Source organism: Alcaligenes faecalis (assembly GCF_041521385.1).
GTDB classification, from domain to species: Bacteria; Pseudomonadota; Gammaproteobacteria; order Burkholderiales; family Burkholderiaceae_B; genus Alcaligenes; species Alcaligenes faecalis_E.
This window is the reverse complement of the sequence record NZ_CP168006.1, coordinates 1767741-1780702: the sequence shown is the minus strand read 5'-3', so window position 1 is coordinate 1780702 and position 12962 is coordinate 1767741. Positions and strand designations below refer to the sequence as shown.

General features: G+C 57.2%; 8 protein-coding genes. 2 read left to right on the top strand and 6 right to left on the bottom strand.

Annotated features, from left to right (window positions below; all coding sequences use genetic code 11):
- Positions 1-11 precede the first annotated feature (11 nt).
- Complete coding sequence (locus tag ACDI13_RS08000) at positions 12-563, top strand: adenine phosphoribosyltransferase (RefSeq protein ID WP_045929588.1); 552 nt, start codon at positions 12-14, stop codon at positions 561-563.
- Between the two features lie 140 nt (positions 564-703).
- On the opposite strand, the gene ACDI13_RS07995 is transcribed toward ACDI13_RS08000, so the two are convergent.
- The 4 genes from ACDI13_RS07995 to ACDI13_RS07980 form a co-directional block, all read right to left on the bottom strand.
- Positions 704-3472 carry an autotransporter domain-containing protein gene (locus ACDI13_RS07995; RefSeq protein WP_316989645.1) on the bottom strand — a complete coding sequence of 923 codons (2769 nt, stop codon included), beginning with the start codon at positions 3470-3472 and terminating at the stop codon, positions 704-706.
- 417 nt (positions 3473-3889) lie between these two features.
- Entirely contained in the window at positions 3890-4384 is a 495-nt protein-coding gene (locus ACDI13_RS07990; protein WP_316989646.1) for a pyridoxamine 5'-phosphate oxidase family protein, read from the bottom strand.
- Between the two features lie 301 nt (positions 4385-4685).
- Positions 4686-8627, bottom strand: coding sequence for an FAD/FMN-binding oxidoreductase (locus ACDI13_RS07985; protein ID WP_316989647.1), 3942 nt, complete (start codon positions 8625-8627; stop codon positions 4686-4688).
- A gap of 146 nt (positions 8628-8773) precedes the next feature.
- On the bottom strand, positions 8774-9316 hold the full coding sequence (locus ACDI13_RS07980; RefSeq protein ID WP_316989648.1) for a YqaA family protein: 543 nt from the start codon (positions 9314-9316) through the stop codon (positions 8774-8776).
- A gap of 151 nt (positions 9317-9467) precedes the next feature.
- On the opposite strand from ACDI13_RS07980, the gene ilvA reads away from it, so the two are divergent.
- Complete coding sequence (gene ilvA, locus ACDI13_RS07975) at positions 9468-10976, top strand: threonine ammonia-lyase, biosynthetic (RefSeq protein ID WP_316989649.1); 1509 nt, start codon at positions 9468-9470, stop codon at positions 10974-10976.
- A 277-nt stretch (positions 10977-11253) separates the two neighbouring features.
- Here the strand turns inward: ilvA and ACDI13_RS07970 are convergent, their stop codons facing one another.
- Both ACDI13_RS07970 and pxpB read right to left on the bottom strand, forming a co-directional pair.
- Positions 11254-12267, bottom strand: a complete 1014-nt coding sequence (locus ACDI13_RS07970; RefSeq protein WP_316989650.1) for a biotin-dependent carboxyltransferase family protein — start codon at positions 12265-12267, stop codon at positions 11254-11256.
- Positions 12264-12962: a 5-oxoprolinase subunit PxpB gene (pxpB, locus tag ACDI13_RS07965; RefSeq protein ID WP_316989651.1), complete on the bottom strand. Its 699-nt coding sequence runs from the start codon at positions 12960-12962 to the stop codon at positions 12264-12266. Before pxpB ends, ACDI13_RS07970 begins: the two co-directional genes overlap by 4 nt.

Below are 12962 nucleotides of genomic sequence, written 5' to 3'. Positions count from 1 at the left end.
GAAGCTTTGACATGCAAATTGATCCCACCCAGTACATCCGTCAAATCATTCGCAATGTGCCGGATTGGCCCAAGCCAGGGGTGACGTTCCGCGATATCACCACCGTCTTGCAGGACCCACGCTCCTTCCGCGTGCTGATTGACCTGTTTGTCTACCGTTATATGGGACAAAAACTGGATCTGGTGGCGGGTGTGGATGCACGCGGCTTTATCGTGGGTTCGGTTCTGGCCTATGAGTTGAACCTGGGTTTTGTGCCAGTGCGTAAAAAGGGCAAGCTGCCTTTCAATACCGTGGCCGAAGAATATTCCCTGGAATATGGCAATGCCAGCGTCGAGATGCACACCGATTCCGTGCGTCCTGGTCAGCGCGTCCTGCTGATTGACGACCTGATTGCGACCGGTGGTACATTGCTGGCGGCGGCTCGTTTGCTGCAGCGCCTGGGTGCCAACGTGGTGGAAGCTGCCGCGATTATCGATCTACCCGAGTTGGGCGGTTCCCAAGCCGTTAAGGATTCTGGCCTGTCGGTTTACACTGTCTGTAGCTTTAACGAATCTGATCGCTAATGCTTAACCGGCCGTAGCCGGTTTGGGTTTGTAGCCTGAGTCCCTGCCATGCCTTCTGAGCATCGCAGGGTTTTTTCATGCCTGTCTGCTTGATCAGACACGGAGCTGACGTACTGTCAGGCCCGTGTCTTTTGTCCTGATTAGAAACGCACTTTCATGAACAAGGAGCCGGCATGATCCTGATTGCGGCCAAACTGCCCCTGGTAGTTCAGGCCGAAGGATGTGCTCTTGCCTGCTTTCAGCTCTGCGCCCAACTCGGCAACAGCGGCATTTTTGGCGATAGGTGCGCCGCTGATACGGAAGTTGCTGCCGGGCAGGGCGGCAAAGGCCAGTTCACGTTCGGGTGTGGTGTCGCCCAGGGCATGACGCCAGCCTAAACCGGCGCTTAGGGATAAGGTGGTTTTAGACAAGTCCAGCTCCGTGCTACCCCGCAGTCCCAGCGTGACAGTGCTCAGGTTCTGACGTTGGGAGTCGCCTCGCAATGCCGCCTGACCGCCTGATTCGCTAAAGGCGCCGTGACGCAGTTGGTGCCAATTGATACTGGCATAGGGCTCGACGCTGGAGCGGGGGCTGACGGGCATGCGGTAACCCAACTGGGCAAAGGCTTGAATGCTGTGTGCTTTGTAGTCCGCTTTTAGTGTTTCGCTTTGGTGAACAGAGATAGAACGCTCGCTGTCCAGGCTATGGCGGGTGTAAGCGCCACCGGCCAGCAGGTTCAGGCTACCCGAACCCATGTCCCAAGCCTGTGTTCCGTACAGGGCTGCGCTGTAGCTATTGCTGCGTGATGTCTGACGGCGATCATCCAGCTTGATGCGGTTTTCCAGATAGCCCAGAGCGGCCCCCATGCGCCAGCCTTGCTCACCGATGGCGGTATCACCACCGAGGAACAGACCCCCGACTTTATGACGAACATCCTGGCTGTTGTCGTCACCGTCCAGATCACGCTGTTGGTGGATCACCTCTGCCCACAGGACGGTCTTTTTGCCGGTTGTATTACGTGCGCCCGAGGCTTGTTTGCCCAAGGTGCGGGGCAGCAGGTCGCCATTGCTGAGCAGTGCCGAGGTGGTGCCTGCATGGATTTGGCCTTGTAGTTGCTCCATATAGCCTGCAACCTGCCCGGACTGCGCATTGAGTACGGTGTTATACAGTTCAGCCATTGCAGCGGGCGGTTGATCCGAGCCAGTATCCAAGGCCGTGGCTACGGCTTTCTGGTTACTTGTATTGGCAAACGCAGCAAACGGCGTGTCATTGCGTTTGATCAGCAAGGACAGGCTGGGGCCGTAGAGCAGGGTGGGCGACAGGAAGGCCATGTCATAAGTGATGTGGCTGTACTGACCCGTCACCCCATTGGCCGCATCCAGAAAGGCATAGGCCACGTTCTGGCGGAAAGGGCCACCGGCCAGCTTTAGTGTGCCGTCGATATGGGCGGCACCACCTACTACTAAACGATCGGTGGCACCTGCAGGGCCAACTTCCAATTCATGCACTGAACCGGCATGGGCGGTGTAGTCGCCGCTGACGGTCAGCGTGCCAACCGAGTTGCCCGGAGCCAGTGTGCCGTAGTTATCGACTTGAGCGACTGTACCGGAACCGCCCAGTGTTCCTTCACGTTCAACAGTCACGGAAGAAGCCAGTGTGCCATTGACGGCCAGACGCCCTCCGCTGACGGTGGTGTCGCCGGTATAGCTGTTATTGCCCGTCAGCTCCAGGGAGCCGGAGCCGCGCTTATGCAGGCCGCCTGTGCCGCTGATGTCATTGGCGAAGGTGGAGTGGTAGCCCAGCGTGTCTACATCGAACAGACGGGTGAATTGCGCTGGCCCTTGGACTGCCTTGCCCACATTCATCAGGCCCCAACCGTAAATGCTTGGGTCACCCAGAGGCGTTGCGGTCGTTAGCAAGGTTTGCTGCAGGTGATACGCCGTGAAATAGGGAAAGGCTTCTTTCACCAGGGCAGCACCGCCTGCGACGTGTGGGGATGCCATGGAGGTGCCGCCCGCATAGGCATAGCCACCATCAGAGTTGACGGAGTAGATACCGGGATTCTCGCCACCGGGGGCGGACAAACACCATTCAGCAGCGACGCCGCATTTATTGGCATAGGAGGCTAGATTGCCGTGTTCATCCAGGGCTGTGACGGCCAGCCAATTGTCTTTAAGTTCGGGAAACCAGTGAGGAGAGCCAGCCATGAAATCGGGGTGGTCTTGTTGCTCATTACCGGTGGCAAACACCATCAAGGTGCCCGCTTCTACGCTGTTCCTGAAGGAATCAATAATCAAGGGCTGCCAGTCCAGAGCACCTTGTGCTGAGCCATACTCCAGGATATGGCAAGGTGGGTCATAGGAGTCACTGCAGTCATTGAGTCCTAGGCTGTTATTGATAATGGGCAGTTTGAACTGAGCAAGATAATTCCAGCTTCTGGAAAACTCACGGTCGTCGTACGCGGCTTCTTCTTCGGGGGTTAGGGAATTCTTGTTTTCGGCGTAAGCAACGGCAAAGAGCTGGCTGTTGAAGGCAACACCGTGCATGCCGACGCCATCGCGACGTGCACCGATAATTCCAGCAACATGAGAGCCATGGCCGGGTATGTCGTCGTCTGAGTCCACCCCTTGGGTATTGGTGTAGGGAGTATTGGTGGTGAAGTCAAAGCCGCCCGCAATGGCACCCGCAAACTCTGGGTGTTTGGCTTCAATTCCCGAGTCCAGATAGCCGACTGTCACGCCCTTGCCCGTAAAGCCCAGCGAGTAGGCTTTAGCCGCATTGATCATGTCCAGGCCAGATTGGCGCTTGTACTCTTTTGTGCGCCATTGCTCCAGTGTGTTATCGGGTTCTGCATGGGCGATACCCGGTAGGGAAAGGCTTAGCAAGGCCATCTGCACCAGCAGATAGATAGGGCGTTTCTTGTTCGACATCTCTTCCTCTCTTGGGTTTTTCTATGTGTAGCGGCAACTCGTTGTGAGCTTGCGTCGTCGAGTGACTTGCGAATCATTTAACGCCATCGCCGTTGAATCTTATAGCGACCCAATTTACGTTTTGTCATGCCTGGCGTTTGAAGCAGGCGAAAATGGACGATTGCATCGATAGGGCAGGAAGGGGAAATGGCGATTTCTCTGGTGAGAAAGGCGTTTAATGGGCAATCTAATTCCCTTATATGGAAATCAGTTAGTGACGACTTTGTTGCAAGGCTCGCAACATTTGGGATGCGGGTCGGAGCCAGCAAGGGGCTCAGCCCCCCAGTTCTTCGCTGTTTTAAGGTGCTTTGATGTAGTGATGGCTGGAGTGCAGACCCAGCGCTTCCCAGGTTTGTGGCGATAGCAGGCTCTGGGGCTTTAATTGTCCACAGGCTCCGCCAGCAAAGCGCGTACCAGCTCAGGTTTCAAGGTCCGTGCCGCTGCAAACCCCGCGATATGGCGCACCCTGACCAGATCCAGTGCAAAGAAATGGAAGTCGGTAAAGCTGCTTAGAAATTCCATATCGGGAAAGCGGGCCGTATAGGCTTGCTTGGCCTGTTCCCAGTCGGGCTGCTCGCGCTCCAGTTGGCGAGCCTGCATTTGAAAGGTGACGCGGGGCAGGTCATGGACGGCATCCTGGCCATGCTCGCTTTGGCTGATCATCAGGCTGGCATCGGGGCGTTGCAGCAAATAACGGGTATGAGCCGCCATTTCGCTGATGTGGATGATGATGCTGGCTTGCTCGGGGCAGATCGCAAAGGGGACACGGGAAACTACCGGCAATCCCTGATTGCTGAGTGTACCCAAAGACGCAGTGCGTTCGCTGCGGAGCAGGGTTTGCAGGCTGATTAGCAATGGATCATCAATAGACATAAAACACCTATTCTGAAAAAGCTTTCATACTGCGTTTGGACGACATGCACCCCGAGGGGGCGTCGTTTGACGTGCCCCGCAGAAAAGTGCTCAACATGGCATCTTCGCTTTGCTGCCATCCCAAGAGTACCTTTGAGAATAGGCCCAGCGAGGGAAAAGCCCGATGCTGCGCCTTCGGCTTGCTGCACCCCGAGGGGCGCTTTTACCTTGAAATCGGCCCAGCGATAAAAAATACTCACACACCACTTATCAAACAGGCCGACATAAAGCCGGCCTGTTCAGGGGAATGCAAGCGTGTGGTTTACACCAGAACGCGCTCAATACCACCGTCGTTGGCGCGGCGTACATAGTCCGCCATCCAGTTCTCGCCCAGCATGTGCTTGGCCATTTCCACCACAATGTAGTCCGCATCCATCTTGGTTTCGTCCTCGTAACGGGACAAACCTTGCAGGCAGGACGGACAGGAAGTCAGTACTTTGACTTCGCCCTGGAAGCCATCAGCACGGACAGCGTCCTGGTTCTTCTGCAGTTCTTCGTGCTTGCGGAAACGGATTTGCGTGGAGATGTCTGGACGCGATACGGCCAGTGTGCCCGACTCGCCACAGCAACGGTCTGCCTTGATAGTGCTGTCGCCCACCAGGGATTTGACCGTTTTCATGGGCTCTTGAAGCTTCATGGGGCTGTGGCAAGGGTCGTGGTACATGTAGCGCACGCCTTGCACATCTTCCAGCTTCAAGCCTTTTTCCAGCAGGTATTCGTGGATGTCGATCAGGCGACAACCGGGGAAGATCTTGTCGAATTCATAGCCTGCCAGTTGGTCGTAACAGGTACCACAGCTGACCACCACGGTTTTGATGTCCAGGTAGTTCAAGGTGGTGGCCATGCGGTGGAACAGCACACGGTTGTCGGTGATGATCTTCTCGGCCTTGTCGCTTTGACCGCTACCGCGCTGCGGGTAGCCACAGCACAGGTAGCCAGGAGGCAGAACCGTTTGTACACCGACATGCCAGAGCATGGCCTGGGTTGCCAGACCTACTTGCGAGAACAAACGCTCCGAACCACAGCCGGGGAAGTAGAACACGGCCTCTGAGTCCACCGAGGTGGCTTCAGGGTTACGGATGATAGGTACGTAATCCGAGTTCTCGATATCCAGCAATTTACGGGCCGTCTGCTTGGGCAGGCCGCCCGGCATCTTGCGGTTGATGAAGTGGATGACCTGTTCGCGGATCGGTGCCTTGCCAATGGTGGCAGGCGGGGCGCTGACCTGTTTGCGGGCGGGAGCCGCCAGCAGATTGTGGGCGGCACGCTGGGCTTTATAACCCACTTCGATCATGGCGGTTCGAGTGGCCTTGATGACGCGTGGATCCTTGGCGTTCAGGAAGAACATGGCCGCTGCCGAGCCTGGATTAAAGGACTTCTTGCCCATGCGCTTTAACAAGGAACGCATTTCCATGGACACATCGCCAAAGTCGATATCCACCGGACAGGGGTTGTAGCACTTGTGGCACAGGGTGCAGTGGTCGCCTACGTCTTCAAATTCTTCCCAATGTTTCAGGCTGATCCCGCGACGTGTTTGCTCTTCGTACAGAAAGGCTTCGATCAGCAGGGAGGTGGCCAGAATCTTGTTGCGGGGCGAGTACAGCAGGTTGGCGCGTGGCACGTGGGTGGCACAGACCGGTTTGCACTTGCCGCAACGCAAGCAGTCCTTGATGGCGTGGGAAATGGAGCCGATTTCGCTGCGCTGCATGATCAGCGATTCGTGGCCCAGCAGGTTGAAGCTGGGAGTCCAGGCGCCGCTTAAATCCGCACCGGGCATCAGTTTGCCGGCATTGAAGTGGTTGTTCGGGTCTACTTCGCGCTTGTAGTTCTGGAAGGGGTCCAGCTCTTCTTGTGTCAGGAACTCGTATTTGGTCAAACCAATGCCGTGTTCACCGGAAATCACGCCGTCCAGACCGCGTGCAATTTGCATGATGCGGGCCACGGTGACGTTGGCCTGCTGCAGCATGCCGTAGTCGTCCGAGTTCACGGGGATATTGGTGTGTACATTCCCGTCACCGGCGTGCATGTGCAGTGCCACGAACACACGGCTTTTCAGCACGCGGTCATGAATGGCTTGCAGTTCAGTCAGTACGGCCGCGCAGTCGGCACCTGGGAAAATGTGTTCCAGGTTTTCACGAATCTCGCTCTTCCAGGAGGTGCGAATCGTGTGATCCTGCAATAGCTGGAAAATCGAGGTGTTCGGGTCTTCTTGCAGACGGGCGTCAATAGCGGCGTTGTCCAGCGGCACGCCAATCTCGGCCAGATCAGCCTGCGAGTCTTTCAGAGGCTTGTCCAGATTGTCCTGCAGCCACTGCCAACGCTGGCGTACATCACGTACGATTTGCAGGGCGTCATGACGGCGCTCGTCCAGGATCTCTTCGCGAGTGTGCTCGGCGTCGCTGTGGTCTTCGATCTTGCCCACGGGAAGATCGCCTTGCAGGAAGTCTTCTAGTTCACGCGTCAAGCGCAGCTTGTTGTCCGTGGATAGCTCGATATTGATGCGTTCGATTTCTTCGGTGTATTCACCCATGCGGCGCAGGGGGATCACCACGTCTTCGTTGATCTTGAAGGCGTTGGTATGACGGGCAATGGCAGCGGTACGGGCACGGTCGGCCCAGAACTTCTTGCGGGCTTCGGCGCTGACGGCTACAAACCCTTCGCCGGAGCGGCCATTGGCCAGCCGTACGACTTCCGAAGCAGCCGTTGCCACGGCATCGGGATCGTCGCCCACGATGTCGCCAATCAGGACCATCTTGGGCAGGCCGTCGCGCTTGCTCTTGGTGGCATAGCCCACGGCGCGCAGATAGCGTTCGTCCAAGTGCTCCAGACCAGCCAGAATTGCGCCGATACGCTTGCCTTCACCGTTCAGGTAGTCAATGACTTCCACAATGGAGGGCACGGCCTGTTTGGCCTGGCCGAAAAACTCCATACAGACAGTGCGTGTATGCGCAGGCATGCGGTGCAAGACCCAGCGGGCCTGCGTGATCAGACCATCACAGCCTTCTTTCTGAATGCCGGGCAGGCCAGCCAGGAATTTGTCGGTAACGTCCTTACCCAGACCTTCCTTGCGAAAGCGTCGGCCCTCAATATGCAGGGTTTCGCTGCGCAGCAGTTGGGCACCGGGAGCGTAACGGCCATCAAACCATTTGACTTCAAAGTGAGCCATTTCCACGTCGTGGATCTTGCCCATATTGTGTTCAAGACGGGTGACTTCCAGCCAGTTTCCCTGGGCATCGACCATGCGCCACCAGGCGAGGTTATCCAGCGCGGTGCCCCACAGCACGGCTTTCTTACCGCCGGCGTTCATGGCGATATTGCCGCCCACACAGGAGGCGTCCGCCGAGGTGGGGTCTACTGCAAACACGGCACCGGCAGCGTCGGCGGCATCGGCCACACGGCGTGTTACCACGCCAGCGCCGGTCAGGATGGTGGTGACGGGCTCGTCCATGCCGGGCAGTGTGGTTTGTTCAGGCTTGCCAATGGCATCGAGCTTTTCAGTGTTGATCACCACCGAGCGCCAGCTAAGCGGAATCGCGCCGCCGGTGTAACCCGTACCACCCCCACGTGGGATGATGGTCAGCTTCAATTCGATACAGGCACGGACCAGCGCGGCCATCTCGTTTTCGTGGTCAGGGGTGAGCACGACAAAGGGATATTCCACACGCCAGTCGGTGGCATCGGTGACATGCGAGACGCGTGACAGGCCATCAAACTTGATGTTGTCCTTGGCGGTCAGGCGCGACAGGGAGCGTACGATTTTCTGGCGTAGTTCGCGGGTATCGGTAAATTCTTGTTCGAATGCGGCCACAGCGCCACGGGCAGCGTGCAGCAGACGCAAAACCTTGGCATCGCGATCGGGCACGGCGCTGTCGCGGCGCTGGTCGATTTCGTTCAAACGATGGTTCAAGGCTTCGATCAGTTGATGCTGACGTTTGGGGTTGTCCAGCAGGTCGTCCTGCAAATAAGGGTTGCGTTTGACGACCCAGATGTCACCCAGCACTTCAAACAGCATGCGTGCGGAGCGGCCGGTGCGGCGTTCGGAGCGTAGCTCGGACAGCTTTTCCCAAGCTTCCTCACCGAGCAGTCGCAGGATAATTTCCCGGTCCGAGTAGGAGGTGTAGTTGTAGGGGATCTCACGCAGGCGCGGCGTGTCGGTGTTGCGTGCCTGGGCAGCCAGGTGCTTGCTTGCAATGGGGGCGTTCATGGCGATAGTTGGCAAGGCCCGTCAAGGGCGGCTCAGCGAGGAGCAGATAGGCAAAAGACAAGTGTATACGAATCGTAGCCACGCTGCCCCCTTACTACATGGGCAAATCAGGGATAAGCGGTCGTTTGCAGCCAGTTTGCAGCAAATTACCAACCCAATTTGGGGAAAATCCATAGCAGACCGGCGGTCATGGTGATGTAGCGCGCCAGTTTGCCTACTGCCATGTAAAACAGGCTGGGCCAAAACGGCAGGCGCAGCCAACCCGCTACGGCGCACAGGGGGTCGCCCACTACTGGCAACCAGGACAAGAGCAGGGCGGGTGGGCCCATGCGGGTCAGCCAGCGTTGCCCCAGCTCATGCCAGCGACCGGCGGCCTTGTTTTGGGGTGTCGTCCCCGCTTCTGGATGCTGTGGGTGCTTTTCGCGCCAGGCTTCGTAGGCTTTCTCGGCAGCCAGGCCAGTGGCATAGCTGATTGCCCCACCTGTTGTATTGCCCACCGTGGCGACCAGTACCGCTGGCCAAAACATATCCGGGGCCAGGTTGATATACGCGAATACCGCAGGTTCCGAACCAAGAGGAAGGAGAGTGGCCGAGACCAGACTGACGATGAAAATGGCACTTAAACCGATTTCGGGCAGCGACAGGGTGGTCAAGAGCCACGAAATAAGATCAGAGATCCAGGCTTGCATAAGTAATGTGGATGGGTGTTTGAAGAGAGCAATGGACGCCAGTTAGGGCATCCGCCTATGGTATTCTGTTTTTCTTTCCCGGTGAGCAGTCTCAGGCAGGGGCCTGCGACTGGCCTTGGTGGCAAACCGGCTGTTAATTGAAGCCTGAGAAATGTCGAACGATTACCTAAAGCGAATTCTGACCTCGAAAGTGTACGATGTCGCCATCGAAACACCACTTGAACCCGCTCCCCAGGTATCGGCACGAATTAGTAACACGGTGCTGCTCAAGCGCGAAGATTATCAGCCTGTTTTTAGCTTCAAGCTGCGCGGTGCCTATAACAAAATGGCCAATTTGTCGGCCGCAGAATTAAAACGGGGTGTACTGGCGGCTTCGGCGGGCAACCACGCTCAGGGCGTGGCCATGGCCGCGCGCAAGCTGGGCTGCCGTGCCGTTATCGTGATGCCAACTACCACCCCGCAAGTGAAGATTGATGGCGTGCGCAATCTGGGCGGTGAAGTGGTCCTGGCGGGCGAGAGCTATTCGGACTCCTACCAGCATGCTGTGGAACTGCAAAAGAGCGAAGGTCTGACCTTTGTTCATCCCTTTGACGATCCTGATGTGATCGCCGGGCAGGGCACAGTGGCCATGGAAATCTTGCAACAGCATCCCGGTCCGATTGAAGCGGTATTTGTAGCGATTGGCGGGGGTGGGTTGGCAGCGGGTGTCGCAACATATATCAAGGCCTTGCGCCCCGAAATCAAAGTGATTGGCGTGCAGACCGAAGACTCCTGTGCCATGGTGCGTAGTATCAAGGCGGGCCGACGCGTAAATTTGTCGGACGTGGGTTTGTTCTCCGATGGCACGGCGGTCAAGCAAGTGGGGTCGGAAACCTTTCGTCTGGTGCGTCAGTACGTGGATGACTTTGTCATCGTGGATACGGATGCGATTTGTGCGGCTATCAAAGATGTGTTCCAGGACTCGCGTAGCGTGCTGGAACCGGCTGGTGCCCTGGCTTTGGCCGGTGCCAAGCGCTACGCTGCTCAAAACAAGCTCAAGAACAAGACTCTGATTGCGGTGACGTCCGGTGCGAACATGAACTTTGACCGTATGCGCATGGTGGCAGACCGTGCGGATGTGGGGCAGGCTCGTGAAGCTTTGTTTGCCTTGACGATCCCCGAGGCCAAAGGCAGCTTCCGCCGCCTGTGCGATGCCCTGGGTACTCGCTCGGTGACGGAGTTCAACTACCGCATGTCCAACCTTGAAAAGGCACATGTCTTTGTGGGTATGTCGATTTCCTCCGAAGCGGAGATCGAAAAGCTGGAAGAGCGTTTCGTCAAGAAAGGGTTTGGCACCCTGAATCTGACTGGCAACGAGCTGGCCAAAACCCATGTGCGTCATATGGTGGGGGGCGTGTCCAGTCAGGCTACGAACGAAGTTCTGTTGCGTTTCGAGTTTCCAGAGCGCCCTGGTGCCTTGCGTAAATTTTTGTCCAGCATGAACCAGGACTGGAATATCAGCTTGTTCCACTACCGTAATCAGGGCGATGACTATGGCCGTATCCTGATCGGTATCCAGGTGCCACCGTCGGACAAAAAAGAGTTCAAGGCTTTCCTGGGTAATCTGGGCTATCCGCATTGGGACGAAACAGATAACCCGGCGTACAAGCTGTTCCTGTAAGTCTGTGCAGGGCGCAAGGCAGTCGCTGTCTTGCACCAGACAAAATGAAAACACCTCGCCTTCCCAAGCGAGGTGTTTTTTATAGGTGCGTGAATGTGGTGGCTGTCGTTGGAGCCGTATTGAACTTGGGAGCAAAGAGTAGTGGGTGTTTGCTCCTGGGCTTGTCAGGGGGGGGCAAGCTGTCTTATCTTCTTGCGATCGGATGGGCCAGTTAGGGCATACGAATGCGAGACAGCGTCAGCCGTTCTGCCTGTACTGGTGCTGTCTTAATAGACTTCTACGCCACACACTGTTTCAAAGCCTGTCGCAAAGGCTCCAGGCCGTCATTCAGACGCGTAAAAGCCTGTTCCTGACGGGCAGACAGCGCATGGGCCTGTTCTACCGTCACCACTTCAAAGCCCAGACTCTGACCTGGCAGGCGTTGTGCCACTTGAGCCAGATCCACGCTGGCGACTTGTCCGATACGCGGATAACCCCCGGTGGTTTGTCGATCTGCCATGAGAACAATGGGTTGGCCGTCGTTCGGAACTTGAATCGTTCCAAAGCAGGTGGGCGCGGACAGCAGTTCTTTTGGCGTCTTGCGCTGCAAGGGTTGACCTTCCAGGCGATAGCCCATGCGTTCCGACGCTGGGCTGATGCGGTAGCTTTGGCTTTGGAACAGTTCTAGTGATTCGTCAGTAAACAAGTCGGCTTGATCCAGCATGATGCGCAGGCGGTCCCGTGGCGCCAGGGCCAGGGCTGCCGGCATATAAATCCGTAGCTCATCCAGCAGGGCTTGCAGCTTGTTCAGCGCATCCTCCTGATTGGGCAGGGCTTGGGCCAGTTGAATCTGGTCACCTTTTTTCAAGGCGCGGCCTTTAAAACCACCCAGGCCAACGCGCATATGAGTGCTTTGACTACCCAGCAAGGACTCAACCTGAAAACCGCCGTAAACAGACAGGTAGCTACGTGCTCCTTGGCCGGGTTTGGCGGACTGCATTGTCAGGGTCTGCCCGGCACGTGCCAGGGTAGGGCGCAGGACTGCCACGGGCTGGCCGTCCAGGCTGGCATTCATATCCGCGCCGGTCAGGGCAAACAGGGCAGGTGCGTCAAAACGCAGGCTTGGGCCCTGGACGGTAATTTCCAGGCTGGCCAGATCCTGCTCGGCGGTATTACCTGCCAGAAAATGGGCCAGTCGGTGGGCGCGTTCATCCATGGCACCGCTGGGCGAGACTCCCAGGTGTTGGTGTCCATAACGGCCTCGGTCTTGCAGGCTGCTCATCATGCCGGGTTTGAGGATATGTACCGTCATGCAGGTGTCCAGTGATCAAACTGCTCGTGGGGCAGAGGCACAAAGCGTACTTGGTCGCCGGGGGCGAGCAGGGCGGCGGGCGAGCGCCGGGCATCGAACAAATTAACGGGCGAGCGGCCTATCAGATGCCAGCCGCCGGGAGATTCGTTGGGGTAAATAATGGTTTGCTGGTTGGCAATGGCCACCGAGCCTTTGGGCAGCACAGTGCGCGGGGTGGCGCGACGTGGCACATTCAACGGCTCGGGCAAGATGCCCACATAGGGAGCACCGGGGGCAAAGCCCACCATGAATACCAGTTGTACCTGGCTGCTATGCAGTTCAATGACTTGGTCCTGGCTTAGTCCCAACTGCTCGGCAATGGCGGGCAGATCGGGTCCGAAAGGGCCGCCATAGCAAACGGGAATATCCACCAGGGTGCCGGTAGCGATCTGATCCTGGCTGGTGTCCAGCTCGGCCAGTGCCTGGTGAACATAGTCCTGCAAACGGGCAAGCTGGTCGCTGCTGCCATCTGGATAAAAGTGGATCGCAACCGCGGTAAAGCTGGGGACCAGATCACGGACACAGGGTGGCGCATGATCGCGCAGCAAGCGTGCGGCGCGGGTACAGCGTAAACCGGTCTCCAAAGAAAGCGATCCACTGAACTGCACGAGCAGACAGCGGTCGCCTTGCTCGGTAAGTAGCCAGGTTTTATGCAT